Here is a 17790-nt window from a genome sequence, read left to right as displayed (position 1 = left end):
CATGGACGCTGTGACCCAGGTCCCCGCCCCGGTCAACGAGCCGGTGCACACCTACGCCCCCGGTTCGCCGGAGCGTGCGCGTCTCGAGGTCAAGCTCAAGGAGCTTGCCGAGAACCCCGTCGACCTCCCGATGACGATCAACGGTGAGAAGCGGATGGGCGGCGGCGAGCGTTTCGACGTCGTACAGCCGCACAACCACAAGGCCGTCCTCGGCACCGCCGCGCACGCGACGCAGCAGGACGCGCGGGACGCGATCGACGCCGCCCTGGCCGCCGCGCCGGCGTGGCGCGCGATGTCCTTCGACGACCGCGCGGCGATCATCCTGCGCGCCGCCGAGCTGCTGTCGGGCCCGTGGCGCGAGACGATGGCCGCCTCGACCATGCTCGGCCAGTCGAAGACCGTGCAGCAGGCCGAGATCGACACCCCGTGCGAGCTCGTCGACTTCTGGCGCTTCAACGTCAAGTACGCCCGCGACCTGCTCGCCGAGCAGCCGCCGGCGAACTCCCCGGGCGTGTGGAACCGGCTGGACCACCGTCCGCTGGAAGGATTCGTCTACGCGATCACGCCGTTCAACTTCACGGCCATCGCGGGCAACCTGCCGACCGCTCCCGCCCTCATGGGCAACGTGGTGGTCTGGAAGCCGTCCCCGACGCAGACGCACGCCGCCGTGCTGCTGATGCAGCTCCTGGAGGAGGCGGGCCTCCCCAAGGGCGTCATCAACCTGGTCACCGGTGACGGCATCGAGGTCTCCGAGGTCGCCCTCAACCACCGCGACCTGGCCGGCATCCACTTCACCGGCTCGACCAAGACCTTCCAGTACCTGTGGAAGACGGTCGGCAACAACATCGAGAAGTACCGCACGTACCCGCGTCTCGTCGGCGAGACGGGCGGCAAGGACTTCGTCGTCGCGCACCCGAGCGCCGACCGCGCCGTGCTGAAGACCGCGCTGACCCGGGGCTCGTTCGAGTTCCAGGGCCAGAAGTGCTCCGCGTCCTCGCGGGCGTACGTCCCGGCCTCGATCTGGAACGACGGCTTCAAGGAGGAGTTCGCGGCCGAGGTCGACGCCATCACCATGGGCGACGTCACCGACCTGTCGAACTTCATCGGCGCCGTCATCGACGAGCGTTCGTTCGCCAAGAACAAGGCCGCGATCGACCGCGCCGCCGCCGACCCGACCTGCACGATCGTCGCGGGCGGCACGTACGACGACTCGGTCGGCTACTTCGTCCGCCCGACGGTCATCGCGTGCACGGACCCGGCGAACGAGGTCTTCACGACCGAGTACTTCGGCCCGATCCTCGCGGTGCACGTGTACGAGGACGAGAAGTACGACGCCATGCTGGAGCAGATGGAGTCGGCCTCCGACTACGCGCTGACCGGCGCCGTCATCTCCCGCGACCGCGCGGCCGCCGCGTACACGATGGACAAGCTCCGTTACGCGGCGGGCAACTTCTACATCAACGACAAGTCGACCGGCGCCGTCGTCGGCCAGCAGCCCTTCGGCGGCGGCCGCGCGTCCGGCACCAACGACAAGGCCGGCGCACCGCAGAACCTCCAGCGCTGGACCCTGACCCGGGCCATCAAGGAGACCCTGGTCCCGCCGACCGACTACACCTACCCGCACCAGGGCTGACCGCCCCGGCGCACGACCCCTCGCGCGCCCCGCGAAGCTCCGCCCCCGTCCCGGCCCCCACGCCGGACGGGGGCGGTTCCACGAGCGGCGTCAGATCTTGCGCCAGCGGGCCATGGCGAAGGAGAACAGGCCGAACATGGCCAGGCCGACGGCTATGAGCGCCAGCAGCCACGGGCCCGCCGGGGTGTCGGAGAAGGAGCGCAGGGTGTCGTCGATGCCCTTGGCCTTGTCGGGCTCGTAGTCGACGGCCGCCTTGACCGCGAAGCCGCCGAGTACGGCGAAGACCGCGCCGCGCGCGATGCCTCCGGACACGCCGGTGACGTCGACGGCCCGCCGGGTGCGGCCCCGCAGCGCGTCCGCCTTCAGGTGCTTGTGGTACTTGCGCAGGGCGGCCCGGCCCGCGATCCACACGCCCGTGACCGCGATGGCGAGGCCGCCGATTCCCACCAGCCACTGGCCGGCCGGGAGTTCGAGGGCCCTGGCCGTCACGTCCTCCGACTGCTTGTCGCTCGATCCGCTGCCGCTGCCGCCCTCGCCCGCCGCGAACGACAGCACGCTGTACGCCACGAAGCCGTAGAAGAGGGCGCGGGCCAGGGACATCAGGCGCTTGCGGGCCTTGTGGCCGTCGGACCCGGCCGCGCCGAAGCAGGCTTCAGACAGCCGCCACAGCGCCATGCCCACCAGGGCGATGCCGAGCGCCCACAGGAGGAGCGAGCCCAGCGGCTGCGCGGCCACCTCCGCGAGCGCGCCGCCCCGGTCCGCCTCGCGCTCGCCGTCGCCGAGCGCGATCCGCAGGGCCAGTACGCCGATCAGCAGGTACAGCACCCCGCGCGCCACGAATCCCCAGCGCGCGGCCGCCTCCATGGCCGAACTGTCCGATGCCCGGCGCGCGGTGGTCCTGCCGCGGCGGGTGAGTGCCCAAGCTCCCATGTCTCGCCTCCTTCGTCGCTGTCCATGTGCCCCGAAGCGGGCGCGGAAACCGGCGGGGCGGCCCGGGTGGGCCGACGCGGTCTTGCGTGACGGTAATGAACATGTCAAATTTCTCGGCGGCGTCCCCGTTCCCCACGGAGACCTGACCGAGGAGATCCCCCCATGAGACGCATCCTCCGCACCCGCACGGTCCTGACCGCCTTACTGGCCGCCGGGGCACTCGGCATCGGCACGGCCCCGGCCGGCGCCGGGACCGCCACCGGCGGCGCCGCCGGGGCCGCCGCCGCGGGCCCCGCGACGTACGCCCTCGACTCGGAGCTGTCGACGCGCCTCGGCGACGACACCGCCGGCAGCTACCTCGACGCCCGTACCGGCGCCCTCGTCGTCACCGTCACCAGCGACCGCGCCGCCGCGCAGGTCCGGGCGACCGGCGCCGTCGCGAAGAAGGTGGAGCGGGGCGCCGCGCGGCTGGAGGCGGCCATGGCCGCCCTGGAGTCCGACGCGAAGATCACCGGTACCTCGTGGGGCATCGACCCGAGGGTCAATCAGGTCAGCGTCGAGGCCGACCGGTCCGTGTCCGCCCGCGAGCTGGCCCGGCTGAAGAAGGTCGCCGCCGCGCAGGACGGCGCGGTGCGCGTGTCGCGCGTACCGGGGACGTTCAAGCGGGAAGTGGCGGGCGGCGACGCCATCTACGGCGGCGGGTACCGCTGTTCGGCGGCCTTCAACGTCTCGAAGGGGACGGCACGTTACTTCGTGACGGCCGGCCACTGCACCAACAGCGCCGCCAACTGGTCGGCCACGTCCGGCGGTCCGGTCATCGGCGTCCGTGAGGGCACCAGCTTCCCCACCAACGACTACGGCATCGTCCGCTACACCGACGGCTCGGCGCCCGCGGGCAACGTCAACCTCTACAACGGCGGTTTCCAGGACATCGCGTCCGCCGCGAACGCCGTTGTGGGCCAGGCGCTGAAGAAGAGCGGCTCGACCACCAAGGTGACCAGCGGCACCGTCACCGCCGTGAACGTCACCGTCAACTACGGCGACGGCCCCGTCTACGGCATGGTCCGCACCACCGCCTGCTCGGCCGGCGGCGACAGCGGCGGCGCCCACTTCGCCGGAAGCGTCGCGCTCGGCATCCACTCGGGCAGCTCCGGCTGTACGGGCGCCAACGGCTCCGCCATCCACCAGCCGGTGAGGGAAGCCCTGTCGGCGTACGGCGTGAACGTGTACTGACGGATTCCGGCCGCCACCCCGCCCTCCGGGGTGGCGGCCCTGCGAGAGTGCCCCCATGAATGACGTGCGCACCGCCCACACCGCAGATCTCGAACCCGCCGAACTCGACGAGATCCGAGCCCTCCTGGACGCCGCCTTCGACGGCGACTTCGGCGAGGACGACTGGGACCACACCGTCGGCGGCATGCACGCCTTCGTCCGCGACGAGCACGGCCTCGCCGCCCACGGCAGCGTCGTCCAGCGCCGGGTCCTGCACGGCGGCATGTCACTGCGCGTCGGGTACGTCGAAGGGGTGGCCGTACGGGCGGACCGCCGCAGGCAGGGGCTCGGGAACCGGGTGATGGAGGCGCTGGAGCGGGTGATCGACCGTGCGTACGGGCTCGGCGCGCTCTCGGCGTCCGACGACGGGGCGGCGCTCTACGCCGGGCGGGGGTGGGCGGTGTGGCCGGGACGGATCGCGGCGCTGGGTCCGGACGGCGTCGTACCGCTGCCGGACGAGGAGGGCTCGACGTACCTGCGGCCCGTGACCGGGCTCCCGGACGGGTCGGACGCCCTGGTCTTCGACTGGCGGGGCGGCGACCTGCTCTGAGCGGACGCCCGGCGCGGCGGGGAGCGCGGTGGCACAGGGGGCGTTGTCCGGCCATGCCGTGACGCAAAAGAAACGTGCACGTACCTAGCGGTAACAAACGGCGGCGTGCCAGATTTCCGCATGCCACCGGCCGGCGGCTTCCCTCACTGATACGCCCTAGCGGCTTAGCGCAGGAGTTCCGCCGTGTCCGGATTCCGCTCCACGAATACGCTCAGACCCACCCGCGGCCGTACCCGCACGCGGCGCCTCGCCGCGGCCGCGCTCTCCCTCCCGCTGGCGTTCGGCGCCGTACTGACGGCCGGGGCCGCTCCCTCGGCCGCGAGCCCCACCGCCGGCCCGACCGCGATCGTCTCCCTGGGTGACAGCTACATCTCGGGCGAGGCGGGCCGCTGGCGGGGCAACAGCCTCACCAACAGCGGCAGCCGCGACGGCTCCGACCGCGCGTGGACGGGCAGCGGTTACGACCCGGCCGCCGTGTACGGTCCGACGGCCGCGAACGGCTGCCACCGGTCCGACTCGGCCGAGGTGCGCAGCGCCACCGGCACCGCCCAGGCGCTGATCAACATCGCCTGCTCGGGGGCCACCACCCAGAACGTCTTCCGCGCCGCCAACGGCGGTGTCCCGTACAAGGGCGAGGCCCCGCAGGCCGACCAGCTCGCGGGCATCGCCGCGGCGAACAACGTGAAGGTCGTCGCGCTGTCGGTCGGCGGCAACGACCTCGGCTTCGCCGACGTCATCACCGCCTGCGCCACGGACTACATGGTCTGGTACTCGTACTGCCACGACGACCAGCAGGCCGCGGTGGACTCGAAGATCGACCGGGCGATGGCCGGTGTGGGCAAGGCCGTCGACGAGATCCGCGCGGTGATGTCGGCACAGGGATACGCCGCTTCGGCCTACCGGATCGTCCTGCAGTCGTACCCCTCGCCGATTCCCAGGGCCGCCGAGAACCGCTACACGGAGAGCGGCTGGAGCCGGGTCTCCACCGGGGGCTGCCCGTTCTGGAACAAGGACTCCGACTGGGCGCGCGACTCGCTCGTGCCGCAGATCGCGAACCGTCTGAAGGCAGTGGCCGCCGCCAAGGGAGCGCAGTTCCTGGACCTGCGGGACATGCTCCAGGGGCGTGAGGTGTGCGCCAGGCAGAGCAGGCTGGTGAGCGCCACCCAGCCGGCGTCCGCCGCCGCCAGCGAGTGGGCGCGCTGGATCGACAGCGACTCCACGCAGGGGCCGGTGCAGGAGTCCATGCACCCCAACCACTACGGCCAGCTCGCCCAGGGCCGGTGTCTCGCCCTGATGTACGCGGCGCCGACGGGCAGCGCCTACACCTGCCGCAACACGGCGGGCGCGGACGCCTCGAAGATGTATCTCACGGCTTCCTGAGCGCGGTGCGGGCCGCGCCCCTCCGGGGCGCGGCCATGATCGCGTCTCAGATAGTAGGAAGTCCGAGTAATCGTGGAGACAGACAGTCCGGCCTCGCTTAGCTTGGAAGAAGCCGAACGTCTCGCTCCATCAGCGAACGGCGGTCGCGAGCCCGTGCCCGATGCAGGTAACCCCTGCGGCACCTGCTCCCCGCCCCTTCCGGCGCCCTGAAATCATTCTGATCTCAAGGAGTCGATCACCATGGCCGAGACCGCCCGCCGCGTCCGCCACACCCCCCGTTCGAACGACACCGACCGCAAGCAGGCGGCCGCCGCCCTCCAGCGGGCGCTGGACCGCCGCGACAACGGCGGCGCCACCGGCCACTGAGCCGCCGGCAGCGCCCGCCGCCACCGGCCGACGACCGCGCCGGATCCCGCAGGAGTCGACGCGCTCGCCCGATTCGGCGAGCGCGGAGACCGTTTGCCCCGGCGAGGTGCCGGTCCCGGCTCCACGGCGAGGTGCGTAGTGACAAGCAACTCCGGCCGATCTGCGGGCGAACGCAATCCGCCGAGAGTGTGAGTCCGAATGGCGGACGCCCGGTGTCACGGGCTGGGACGCGGGAGTAGGGTGCCGACATGTCTCGCAGCATCAATCTCGCAGTGGTCCCTGGTGACGGCATCGGCCAAGAGGTCGTGGCCCAGGGGCTCAAGGTCCTCAACGCCGTCCTCCCGCAGGATGTGAAGCTGCAGACCAAGGAGTACGACCTCGGCGCGCAGCGCTGGCACCGCACCGGGGAGACCCTCCCGGACGCGGAGCTCGACTCCCTCAAGCAGCACGACGCCATCCTGCTCGGCGCGATCGGCGACCCGTCCGTGCCGTCCGGCGTCCTGGAGCGGGGGCTGCTGCTCAAGCTGCGGTTCGCCTTCGACCACTTCATCAACCTGCGCCCGTCGAAGCTGTTCCCCAACACCGCGACGCCGCTGGCGGGGCGCCCCGACATCGACTTCGTCGTCGTGCGCGAGGGCACCGAGGGCCCGTACACCGGCAACGGCGGCTCGATCCGCACCGGCACGGAGCACGAGGTCGCGACCGAGGTCAGCCTGAACACGGCGTACGGCGTCGAGCGCGTCGTCCGTGACGCGTACGCGCGGGCCGACGCGCGCCCCCGCAAGAAGCTGACGCTGGTCCACAAGAACAACGTCCTCGTCCACGCCGGCCACATGTGGAAGAACATCTTCGACAGGGTCGGCCAGGAGTACCCCGAGGTCACCACCGACTACCTGCACGTCGACGCCGCGACGATCTTCTTCGTCACGCAGCCGGAGCGCTTCGACGTCATCGTCACCGACAACCTCTTCGGCGACATCCTCACCGACCTCGCCGCCGCCGTGACCGGCGGCATCGGCCTGGCGGCCTCGGGCAACATCAACCCGACGGGCGCCTTCCCGTCGATGTTCGAGCCCGTGCACGGCTCCGCGCCCGACATCGCGGGCCAGGGCAAGGCCGACCCGACGGCCACGATCCTCTCCGTCGCCCTCCTCCTGCGCCACCTCGGCTTCGAGACCGAGGCCGGGCGCATCGAGGCGGCCGTCTCCGCCGACCTCGCGGAGCGCGACGGCAGCACGGTCCGTACGACGGACGAGATCGGCGACGCGCTCGCGGTACGTGTAGCGGGCTGACCCGACGGACTCCTCCCACAGCCGCCGGGTCGCAGACACCCGGCGGCTGTGCTTTGCCGCGGCCGGGTGGGACCATCATTCCTGGGCCGCACTACACGCCGTTTCATGCACGCACTCCCACGGGCGATAATCGAACGTGGGGCCGCGGTATGAGGGGAAGCTCGGACGTCCTACTAGGCGTGAGCGCGGTCCACCACACACAAACGGTGAAGGACACGCACTCATGACGACGCCCACGATCGAGCTCAAGCCCTCCTCGCACCCGCTGTCCGACGCGGAGCGCGAGGCGATTCTGGCCAGCCCCGGATTCGGCCGCCACTTCACCGACCACATGGTGACGATCAGGTGGACCGAGGGCCGTGGCTGGCACGACGCGCAGCTCGTGCCGTACGCGCCGCTGTCGATCGACCCGGCGAACATGACCCTGCACTACGCGCAGGAGATCTTCGAGGGTCTCAAGGCGTACCGCCGTCCCGACGGCTCGGTCGCCACGTTCCGCCCGGACGCCAACGCCAAGCGCTTCCAGATCTCCGCGCGCCGCCTCGCGATGCCCGAGCTGCCGGTCGAGACGTTCATCGCGGCGTGCGACGCGCTGGTGCAGCAGGACAAGGCATGGGTTCCGCCGCACGGCGGCGAGGAGTCCCTCTACCTGCGCCCGTTCATGATCGCCAACGAGGTCGGGCTCGGCGTGCGGCCGGCCAACGAGTACCTCTTCATCGTCATCGCCTCGCCCGCCGGCGCCTACTTCCCCGGCGGCGTGCAGCCGGTCTCCGTCTGGCTGTCGGAGAACTACGTGCGCGCCGTTCCCGGCGGCATGGGCTTCGCCAAGACCGGCGGCAACTACGCGGCCTCCCTGCTCGCCTTCGCCGAGGCGGCCGAGAAGGGCTGCGACCAGGTGGTCTGGCTGGACGCGCTGGAGCACAAGTGGGTCGAGGAGATGGGCGGCATGAACCTGTACTTCGTGTACGGCGACAAGATCATCACCCCCGCCCTCACCGGATCGCTTCTCGCCGGGATCACGCGTGACTCGCTGCTCCAGCTCGCCCGCGATCTCGGTTACGAGGCGGAGGAGGGCCGGATCTCCACGGAGGCGTGGAAGCGCGACACGGAGAACGGCACGCTGACCGAGGTCTTCGCCTGCGGCACGGCCGCGGTGATCACGCCCGTCGGCTCGGTGAAGTCCGAGGGCGCGGAGTGGGTGCAGGGCGACGGGCAGCCGGGCAAGGTCACGATGGAGCTGCGCAAGCGGCTCCTCGCCATCCAGACCGGCACCGCCGAGGACGTCCACGGCTGGACGCACGACCTGGCCTGACACCCGCCACGCCGGTACGGGTACGTACATGAGGCCGCGCCCGGCACACCCGCCGGGCGCGGCCTCACGCGTCGCGGCGCCGGACGGGCCGGATCCGGCGAAGGCCGGCGGACGCGGAGGTCACCCCCGGCCCGGTTCGGCCACCGCTGCCTCCACTGCCGGCGCCCACGCCAGCAGCCGCTCGTCCGCGCCCCGCCCGCCGACCAGCTGCAGGCCCAACGGCAGGCGGCCCGCACGGCGGGTCCGGACGCACAGCGACGGCAGCCCCGCGTGGCTCCAGGGCAGGCACATGACGGAGCTGCCGGTGGTGGCCAGGCCGCGCGGCGCCGGGCCGGTCGCGGCCGGGGTGATCCACAGGTCGACGCCGTGGGCGCTCGCCGCCGACGCGAGGCGGTCCTGGAAGACCGCGCGCTCCCGCACCGCCCGCTCGTACGCGTCCGGGGTGACCGCGTGCCCCTCGCGGATCGCCGTCACCGTCTCGGGGCGGTACAGAGAGCCGTACTCCGCGAACCACTCGGCGTGGGTCCGGGCGACCTCGTAGCGGTTCATCGTGAACAGCTGCGCGCGGATCCGCTCGAAGTCGTCCATGACCGGCACCCGGCGTACGTCGAAGCCGGCCGCGCGCAGCAGGCCGACGTGCGAGTCGAACGCGTCCAGCGCCTCGGCCCCGGCGCACCGCAGGTACGGGCCGGCCGGAACGCCGAGGACCGGCAGGCCGTCGCCCGGGGCGACCGGCCGCCAGTCGTCGCACACCGCCGCGGCGGCCAGGGACACCCCGGCGACGTCGGCGGCGTACACGCCGAGGGTGTCGAAGGACGGGGCGTTGGCGATCACACCGTCCATGGGGATGCGCCCGTACGTCGGCTTGAAGCCGGTCACCCCGCAGTACGCGGCCGGGCGGATCATCGAGCCCACCGTCTGAGTGCCTATGGCCAGCGGCACAGCCCCGGCGGCGACGGCCGCCGCCGAACCGCTGCTCGAACCGCCCGGCGTGTGCTCGGGGTCGTGCGGGTTGCGGGTCGGCCCGGGGGCCAGGACGGCGAACTCGGCGGTCACCGTCTTGCCCGCGACCAGCGCCCCGGCGTCCTTCAGCCGGCGTACGACCGTGGCCTCTTCGCCCGCCAGCGCCTCGGGCGGCACCGCGGAACCGGCCCGCGTGTCCAGCCCCGCGGCGTGCACGATGTCCTTGATGCCGACCGGGATCCCGTACAGCGGCGGCCGCGCGGCGGCGTCGGGCCACCGGGCCGCGGCGGCCCACGCCTCCGCCGCCAGCCTCCCCTCCCGGTCCGGCTCGGGGACGAACGCGCCGACGCGTGCGTCCAGTTGCTCGATCCGGCCGGTCAGGGTGGCGGCGTCGCGCCCGTGGCTGTTCATGGGCGCCAGGCTATGCGGCGTGCGGCCGGCGTCTAGGCCGGAGCGGGCGTCTCGCTCTCGGCCGGGGCCTCGGCCGCGGGGTGCGCGGCCTGCCGCCCCTTCGCCGCCAGGGCCGCGTACGCCACGCCGCCGACCAGGCCGGAGAGGACGAAGCTGCAGTCCACGCCGCCGGTGAGGGCCAGCAGCGGACCTTCGTACACCGTCGTGGAGACCGCGGCGAGGCCGACCGCCGCGCCCAGCGCCCAGGACACGGTGGCCTGGACGTTCCAGCCGGACCGGTACCAGTAGACGCCGCCCTTGGCGCGCCGGTTGAAGACCTGGAGGGCGTCCGCGTCGTACTCGCCGCCGCAGCGCACGTACCCGATCAGGGAGATGACGGCCCACGGCGTGCCGACGGCCGTCAGGAGCAGGACGAACGACGTCATCGCGGACTGCACCGACCAGGCGAAGGAGCCCACGAACACGAAGGCGGTCGCGACGGCGGCGGCGATCACGGTCGCCCGGGTGCGGGTCGCCCGCGGCACGATCGCGTCCAGGTCGAGGCCCATCGAGTACAGCATCAGCCCGGCGTTGCCGACGGAGCCGGCCGAGGCCGCCAGGAGCAGCGGCACCAGGTACCAGACGGGCGCCGCCTCGACGAGCGGCCCGGCGTAGTCGAGGCCCGCGCGGGCGGCGAGGGCGGTGTACGTACCGAAGAGCTGCGGCACGAGCAGGCCCAGGAGCAGACCCAGACAGGTCGCCCCGAGCACCTTGCGGGAGGTGTGGCGGCGCGGCGAGATGTAGCGCGTGTAGTCGCCGAGCAGGGTGATGAAGGCGACCGGGCCGCTCAGTCCGGCGGCGACGGCCGCGAGCAGCCAGGTGGGCCAGAACGAGCCGAGCAGGTACGGGGTGTCCGGGGGCGCGGCGGTGGTGAAGTCGCCCGCGTAGGCGTAGACGCCGACGAGCAGCAGGACGACCATGCCGACGGACAGCACCTTGCTGAGCCTGAGCAGCAGCTTGTACCCGTACACCGCCGCCACGACCGTGGCGACCGCGAGCACGCCGTACATCAGGGCGCGCGAGGCCCCGCCGTCCGGCAGGCCGGTGAGCCGGGAGAGGGTCCCGACCATCACGTCGCCGCCGATCCAGAGCGTGAGCGCCGTATAACCGAGCGAGAGCAGCAGGCCGACGACCGACCCGACGAGCCGGCCGCGTACGCCGAACTGGGCGCCGCTGGAGGTGGAGAGGTTGGTGGCGGTGCGCAGGGAAATGAGCGCGAGCGGTGCGGTGACCGCGATTCCAGCCAGGGTACCGACCACGATCGACGTCACGGAGGGCCACAGGCCCAGGCCGAAGGACGGCGGCAGCCATCCGAAGACGATGACGCCGAGGCAGAGGTTGGAGCCGAGCAGGATGGAGACGAGGTCGCGCGGCCCGCTGGTGCGTTCCTCGTCGGGGATGGTGTCGACTCCGCGCTGTTCTATCGGCATGGCTGGGCCTCCCGGTCCGCCGGACAACATACTTTTGAGTGCTGTTCAATGTGACTTGCCTCAAGGTGGCGCGTCAATGTTTCCGGCGCATTAATCTCGTGGTTAGAGTGAAGTTCTAAACTTTGGGAGGTGTGGCGGCGTGCGACTGACCCCGACGGAACGCGACCGGCTGCTGCTGTTCGGAGCCGCCGAGCTGGCGCGTGCGCGCCGGGCGCGCGGGCTGCGGCTCAACGTGCCGGAGGCGACCGCGCTCATCGCGGACACGGCCTGTGAGGCGGCCCGCGACGGGCGGCGGCTCGCGGAGGCGATCGAGGCGGCCCGCTCCGTGCTCGGCCCCGACGACGTGCTGCCGGGCGTGGCCGACGTGGTGACCGAGGTGCATGTGGAGGCCGTCTTCGACGACGGCTCGCGGCTCGCCGTCGTGTCGTCCCCGATCGGCGGGGGCGCCACCCTGGGCGACGGCGCCCCGGGCGCGGTGCTGCCCGGCCCGGCGGACGCGGAACCGGAGCCGGCGGTGCGGCTGACCGTGCGCAACACGGCGAGCGTCCCCGTCAGCGTCACCTCCCACTTCCACTTCTTCGAGGCGAACCCCCGCCTCGACTTCGACCGCTCGGCGGCGTACGGCATGCGGCTGTGCGTACCGGCCGGGTCCTCCGTCCGCTTCGACGCGGGCGGCGAGGCCGAGATCGGCCTGGTCCCGATCGGCGGCGACCGGGTCGCCATCGGCTTCGCGGGCCTGGTCGACGGCCCGCTGGACGCGCCCGGCGCGAAGGAAGAGGCCCTGCGCAGGGCCGTGGCCTGCGGCTACCTGGGAGCGCGGGCCGAAGGAGGAGCTGAGGCATGAGCATCGATCCGCATGAGTACGCCGCCGTGCACGGCCCCCGCGCCGGGGACCGGGTCAGGCTCGGCGACTCCGGGCTGACCGTGCGCGTCGAGTCCGACGCGCAGAAGCCGGGCGAGGAGTTCCTCGCCGGATTCGGCAAGACCGCCCGCGACGGGCTTCACCTCAAGGCCGCCGCCGTGCGCGAGACCTGTGACGTGGTGATCAGCAACGTGCTGGTCATCGACGTGGCGCAGGGCATCCGCAAGGTGTCGATCGGCATCCGGGAAGGCCGCATCCACGCCATCGGGCGGGCCGGCAACCCGGACACCCTCGACGGCGTCGACGTCGTCGTCGGCACCGGTACGTCGATCGTCTCCGGCGAGGGCCTGATCGCGACGGCGGGCTCCGTCGACACCCACGTCCACCTGCTGTCGCCGCGCATCATGGAGGCATCGCTCGCCTCCGGCGTGACGACGATCATCGGCCAGGAGTTCGGCCCGGTCTGGGGCGTCGGCGTCAACTCGCCGTGGGCCCTGCGCCACGCCTTCGGCGCCTTCGACGCCTGGCCCGTCAACATCGGCTTCCTCGCGCGAGGTTCCTCCTCCGACGGCGCGCCCCTCGTCGAGGCCCTCGCCGAGGGCGGCGCGTCCGGCTTCAAGGTGCACGAGGACATGGGCGCGCACACCCGCGCCCTGGACACCGCGCTGCGCGTCGCCGAAGAGCACGATGTACAGGTCGCCCTGCACAGCGACGGCCTGAACGAGTGCCTGTCGGTCGAGGACACACTGTCCGTCCTGGAAGGCCGTACGATCCACGCCTTCCACATCGAGGGCTGCGGCGGCGGGCACGTCCCCAACGTTCTGAAGATGGCGGGCGTGCGCAACGTCATCGGCTCGTCGACCAACCCCACCCTGCCCTTCGGGCGGGACGCGGTCGCCGAGCACTACGGGATGATCGTCTCCGTCCACGACCTGAAGACCGACCTGCCCGGCGACGCCGCCATGGCGCGCGACCGCATCCGCGCCGGGACGATGGGCGCCGAGGACGTGCTCCACGACCTGGGCGCGATCGGCATCACCTCGTCCGACGCGCAGGGCATGGGGCGCGCGGGCGAGACCGTGCGCCGCACCTTCCAGATGGCCGGGAAGATGAAGGCCGAGCTCGGCCCGATGGAGGGCGACGGCCCGGACGACGACAACGCCCGCGTCCTGCGCTACATGGCCAAGCTCACCATCAACCCGGCCATCGCCCACGGCCTCGCCCACGAGATCGGGTCGATCGAGGTCGGCAAGATGGCCGACATCGTGCTGTGGCGGCCGCAGTACTTCGGCGCGAAGCCGCAGATGGTCCTGAAGTCGGGCTTCCCGGCGTACGGCGTCACGGGCGACCCCAACGCGGCGACCGACACGTGCGAGCCGCTCGTCCTCGGCCCGCTCTTCGGGGCGTACGGAGCGACGCCCGCCGACATCTCGGTGGCCTTCGTCGCCCAGGCCGCGCTCGACCAGGGCAACGACCTCATGCCGACGCGCCGGCGCCGCGTCGCCGTGCGCGGCACGCGCGGCATCGGCCCCGCCGACCTGCGCCTGAACTCCCGTATCGGACAGGTGGGGGTGGACGGACACAGCGGACTCGTCACGCTCGACGGCGACCCGCTCCGCTCCGAACCCGCCGACTCCGTCTCCCTCAACCGTCTCTACTTCCTGTAAGGACCCCCCATGACGTACCGCATGCCCGCCGAATGGGCCCCGCACGAGCGCACCTGGATGGCCTGGCCCGGCCCCAACGTCACCTTCTCCGACGAGTTGGAGCTCGCCGCCTCCCGCGCCGCGTGGGCGGGCGTCGCCCGCGCGGTACGCGCCTACGAGCCGGTCACCGTGGTCTGCGGCCCCGGCCAGTCGGCGGGCGCCCGCGAACTGCTCGGCCCCGACATCGACCTCGTCGAGCGGGAGCTCGACGACGCCTGGATGCGCGACATCGGCCCGACCTTCGTCAAGGACGACGAGACGGGCGAACTGGCCGCCGTGGACTGGGTGTTCAACGGCTGGGGCGCCCAGGACTGGGCGACCTGGGAGCACGACTCGAAGATCGCCGGAATGGTCGCCGATCTCACGGGGGTGCCCACGCTCAGCTCCCCGCTCGTCAACGAGGGCGGCGGCATCCACGTCGACGGCGAGGGCACGGTCCTGCTCACCGAGACCGTCCAGCTCGGTCCCGAGCGCAACCCCGGGTGGACGCGTGAGCAGGTCGAGGCGGAGATCCACGCCAAGCTCGGCACGACCAAGGCGATCTGGCTGCCCCGCGGCCTGACCACCGACTACCCGCCGCACGGCTTCGGCACGCTCGGCCACGTCGACATCGTCGCCGCGTTCGCCGCGCCCGGCGTCGTCCTGGTCCACACCCAGCCGGACCCGTCGCACCCCGACCACGAGCCGTGCAAGGCCAACGTCGAGCTGCTGCGCGCGCAGACGGACGCCAAGGGCCGCCCGCTCCAGGTCGTCGAGGTGCCCGCCCCGACCAGGGTCCAGGTCGACGGCGACTGGGTCGACTACTCGTACATCAACCACTACCTGTGCAACGGCGGCGTGGTCCTGTGCGCCTTCGACGACCCGCGCGACGAGGAGGCGGCCGAGATCTTCCGGGGCCTGTTCCCCGACCGTACGGTCACCCTCGTCGACGCCCGCGAGATCTTCGCCGGCGGTGGCGGCATCCACTGCATCACCCAGCAGCAGCCCGCGACGCACGGCTGATCGGGTAAAACATACGAGTGAATGTGAACGCCTCATGACCCGGTCCGGTGCCGATTCCGGGGCCGCCAAGCCGTCCCGCCGTCGCAACTCCGCGCCGCCGCGCGAGACGGTGCTCGCCGCCGCCATGGCGAGCATCGCCGAGCACGGGCTGGAGCGGCTGACCATGGCCGGGCTCGGTCGTGAGGTCGGTATGAGCAGCGGCCACCTGCTCTACTACTTCCGCAGCAAGGACGAGCTGCTCCTGCAGACGCTCGAATGGAGCGAGGAGCAGCTCGGCATGGACCGCAGGGCCGCGCTCGCCCGTCAGGTCCCGGTCCGCGAGCGCCTCGACGCGTACGTCGACCTGTACGTGCCGTCGGGGCCCCGCGACCCGCACTGGGCGCTGTGGCTCGAACTCTGGAACCGTTCGCACGCCGTGGACGAGGAGGCCAGGGCCCGGCTCCTCGACATCGAGCTGTCCTGGCACCGCGACCTGGTGGCCCTTCTCGTCGAGGGCGCCTCGCGCGCCGAGCTGCGCACGGTGGTCGACGCGGACCGCTTCGCGACCCGGATACGGGCGCTGCTCGACGGCTTCAGCACGCATGTGGCGATGGGCCTGCCCGGCTCGGAACGGTCCCAGGTCCTCGCCCAGATCGGCGAGTTCCTCGACGAGACGCTGCACTGAACGCAAGGAGGGGACCCGGATCGACACGAACGCGCCCGCCCGCATGATGAGACGGGGATACCACGCCGGGGCAGACGTGCCAGACTGCCCTCGTGTTCTCGTTCGCCGTGATTATGGGCAGCAGGCGCGCCGGTCCCCAGTGACCGCTCCCGTACGACCACGTACGGCGCGGCCACCGTGCCCCAGACCCGCGCGCAGACCTCTCGCACCCGCGAGAGGTTTTTTCGTTTCCCGGCCTCATCACGGCCGGGACGAGGCGCGCGCGATGATGGGGGCAAGTGGAGCCAGTCCTTCCACTCGACAGGAGTCCAGAAAGCCATGACCACTTCAGGCCCCGACGACAGCTTCTCCGACGACAGCTTCCACGTCTTCGACACCACGCTGCGCGACGGCGCCCAGCGCGAAGGCATCAATCTGACGGTCGCCGACAAGCTGACCATCGCCCGGCACCTGGACGACTTCGGCGTGGGCTTCATCGAGGGCGGCTGGCCCGGCGCGAACCCGCGCGACACCGAGTTCTTCGCCCGCGCGAAGGCCGACATCACCTTCAAGAACGCGCAGCTCGTGGCCTTCGGCGCCACCCGCCGCCCCGGCGCGAGGGCCGAGGACGACCCGCAGGTCGCCGCCCTCCTGGACTCCGGCGCGCCCGTCGTCACCCTGGTCGCCAAGTCCCACGACCGCCACGTGGAACTCGCCCTGCGCACGACGCTCGACGAGAACGTCGCGATGGTCCGCGACACGGTCGCGCACCTCCGCGCCCGGGGCCGCCGCGTCTTCGTCGACTGCGAGCACTTCTTCGACGGCTACCGCGCCAACCCCGAGTACGCGAAGACGGTCGTACGGGCGGCCTCGGAGGCCGGAGCCGACGTCGTCATCCTCTGCGACACCAACGGCGGCATGCTCCCCGCCCAGATCCAGGCCGTCGTCGCCACCGTCCTCGCGGACACCGGCGCGCGCCTGGGCATCCACGCGCAGGACGACACGGGCTGCGCGGTCGCCAACACCCTCGCCGCCGTCGACGCCGGCGCCACCCACGTCCAGTGCACCGCCAACGGCTACGGCGAGCGCGTCGGCAACGCCAACCTCTTCCCCGTGGTCGCGGCCCTTGAACTCAAGTACGGCAAGCAGGTGCTCCCGCCGGGCGCGCTCGCGGAGATGACCCGCATCTCGCACGCCATCGCCGAGGTCGTCAACCTGACGCCCTCCACCCACCAGCCGTACGTCGGCGTCTCCGCCTTCGCGCACAAGGCCGGCCTGCACGCCTCCGCGATCAAGGTCGACCCGGACCTGTACCAGCACATCGACCCGGGCCTCGTCGGCAACCACATCCGGATGCTGGTCTCCGACATGGCCGGCCGCGCCTCCATCGAGCTCAAGGGCAAGGAGCTCGGCGTCGACCTGGGCGACGACCGCGAGCTGGTCGGCCGCGTCGTCGCCCGCGTCAAAGAGCGCGAGCTGAAGGGCTACACGTACGAGGCGGCGGACGCCTCCTTCGAGCTGCTGCTGCGCGAGGAGGCCGAGGGCCGCACCCTCAGCTACTTCCGTACGGAGTCGTGGCGGGCCATCGTCGAGGACCGCCCCGACGGCACCCACGCCAACGAGGCCACGGTGAAGCTGTGGGCCAAGGGCGAGCGGATCGTCGCCACGGCGGAGGGCAACGGCCCGGTCAACGCCCTGGACCGCGCGTTGCGCGTCGGCCTGGAGCGGATCTACCCGCAACTCGCCAAGCTGGAGCTGCTCGACTACAAGGTCCGCATCCTGGAGGGCACGCACGGCACCGAGTCCACGACCCGCGTGCTGATCACCACCGGCGACGGCGAGGGCGACTGGTCCACGGTCGGCGTGGGCGAGAACGTGATCGCGGCCTCCTGGCAGGCGCTGGAGGACGCGTACACGTACGGCCTGCTGAAGGCGGGCGTCGACCCCGCGGAGTAGCCGGCGGCGCCCGGGCGGCGGGTGGCGCCCCGGCAGGGGCGCC

Annotated in this window: 15 protein-coding genes; 12 read left to right on the top strand and 3 right to left on the bottom strand. The window is 72.1% G+C overall.

What is annotated here, in order from left to right; genetic code table 11:
- Window position 1: 1 nt before the first annotated feature.
- On the top strand, window positions 2-1633 hold the full coding sequence (pruA, locus tag AC07FK_RS00960; protein ID WP_479101390.1) for an L-glutamate gamma-semialdehyde dehydrogenase: 1632 nt from the start codon (window positions 2-4) through the stop codon (window positions 1631-1633).
- 90 nt (window positions 1634-1723) lie between these two features.
- Here the strand turns inward: pruA and AC07FK_RS00955 are convergent, their stop codons facing one another.
- Window positions 1724-2563, bottom strand: a complete 840-nt coding sequence (locus AC07FK_RS00955; RefSeq protein WP_479101388.1) for a DUF1206 domain-containing protein — start codon at window positions 2561-2563, stop codon at window positions 1724-1726.
- Window positions 2564-2725: 162 nt separating this feature from the next.
- Between AC07FK_RS00955 and AC07FK_RS00950 the strand changes: the two genes are divergently transcribed.
- The 6 genes from AC07FK_RS00950 (at window position 2726) to AC07FK_RS00925 (ending at window position 8735) form a co-directional block, all read left to right on the top strand.
- Window positions 2726-3796, top strand: a complete 1071-nt coding sequence (locus AC07FK_RS00950; protein ID WP_479101387.1) for a S1 family peptidase — start codon at window positions 2726-2728, stop codon at window positions 3794-3796.
- A 55-nt stretch (window positions 3797-3851) separates the two neighbouring features.
- Window positions 3852-4385: a GNAT family N-acetyltransferase gene (locus AC07FK_RS00945; protein WP_479101386.1), complete on the top strand. Its 534-nt coding sequence runs from the start codon at window positions 3852-3854 to the stop codon at window positions 4383-4385.
- Between the two features lie 183 nt (window positions 4386-4568).
- A complete protein-coding gene (locus AC07FK_RS00940; protein WP_479101385.1) occupies window positions 4569-5765 on the top strand; it encodes a GDSL-type esterase/lipase family protein in 1197 nt (398 codons plus the stop codon).
- A gap of 240 nt (window positions 5766-6005) precedes the next feature.
- On the top strand, window positions 6006-6131 hold the full coding sequence (locus AC07FK_RS00935; protein ID WP_454374385.1) for a hypothetical protein: 126 nt from the start codon (window positions 6006-6008) through the stop codon (window positions 6129-6131).
- A 248-nt stretch (window positions 6132-6379) separates the two neighbouring features.
- Window positions 6380-7423, top strand: coding sequence for a 3-isopropylmalate dehydrogenase (locus AC07FK_RS00930; protein ID WP_479101383.1), 1044 nt, complete (start codon window positions 6380-6382; stop codon window positions 7421-7423).
- 223 nt (window positions 7424-7646) lie between these two features.
- Window positions 7647-8735 carry a branched-chain amino acid aminotransferase gene (locus AC07FK_RS00925; protein WP_479101381.1) on the top strand — a complete coding sequence of 363 codons (1089 nt, stop codon included), beginning with the start codon at window positions 7647-7649 and terminating at the stop codon, window positions 8733-8735.
- 120 nt (window positions 8736-8855) lie between these two features.
- Here AC07FK_RS00925 and AC07FK_RS00920 read toward each other — a convergent pair whose 3' ends face one another.
- Complete coding sequence (locus tag AC07FK_RS00920; RefSeq protein WP_479101379.1) at window positions 8856-10109, bottom strand: amidase; 1254 nt, start codon at window positions 10107-10109, stop codon at window positions 8856-8858.
- A 32-nt stretch (window positions 10110-10141) separates the two neighbouring features.
- On the bottom strand, window positions 10142-11578 hold the full coding sequence (locus tag AC07FK_RS00915) for a cytosine permease (RefSeq protein ID WP_479101377.1): 1437 nt from the start codon (window positions 11576-11578) through the stop codon (window positions 10142-10144).
- Between the two features lie 139 nt (window positions 11579-11717).
- Here AC07FK_RS00915 and ureA point away from each other — a divergent pair, with 139 nt between their 5' ends.
- The 5 genes from ureA to cimA all read left to right on the top strand — a co-directional run bounded on the left by ureA (window position 11718) and on the right by cimA (window position 17747).
- Window positions 11718-12422: an urease subunit gamma gene (gene ureA / locus AC07FK_RS00910; protein WP_479101375.1), complete on the top strand. Its 705-nt coding sequence runs from the start codon at window positions 11718-11720 to the stop codon at window positions 12420-12422.
- Window positions 12419-14107: an urease subunit alpha gene (locus AC07FK_RS00905; protein WP_479101374.1), complete on the top strand. Its 1689-nt coding sequence runs from the start codon at window positions 12419-12421 to the stop codon at window positions 14105-14107. Before ureA ends, AC07FK_RS00905 begins: the two co-directional genes overlap by 4 nt.
- A gap of 9 nt (window positions 14108-14116) precedes the next feature.
- Complete coding sequence (locus tag AC07FK_RS00900) at window positions 14117-15148, top strand: agmatine deiminase family protein (protein ID WP_479101372.1); 1032 nt, start codon at window positions 14117-14119, stop codon at window positions 15146-15148.
- 34 nt (window positions 15149-15182) lie between these two features.
- Complete coding sequence (locus AC07FK_RS00895; protein WP_479101370.1) at window positions 15183-15812, top strand: TetR/AcrR family transcriptional regulator; 630 nt, start codon at window positions 15183-15185, stop codon at window positions 15810-15812.
- A 318-nt stretch (window positions 15813-16130) separates the two neighbouring features.
- Complete coding sequence (gene cimA / locus AC07FK_RS00890) at window positions 16131-17747, top strand: citramalate synthase (protein WP_479101369.1); 1617 nt, start codon at window positions 16131-16133, stop codon at window positions 17745-17747.
- The last annotated feature ends 43 nt before the right edge of the window (window positions 17748-17790 follow it).

Source organism: Streptomyces sp. NPDC046122 (assembly GCF_056429965.1).
The sequence above is the reverse complement of the archived record's forward strand: the minus strand, read 5'-3'. Positions and strand labels throughout refer to the sequence as shown.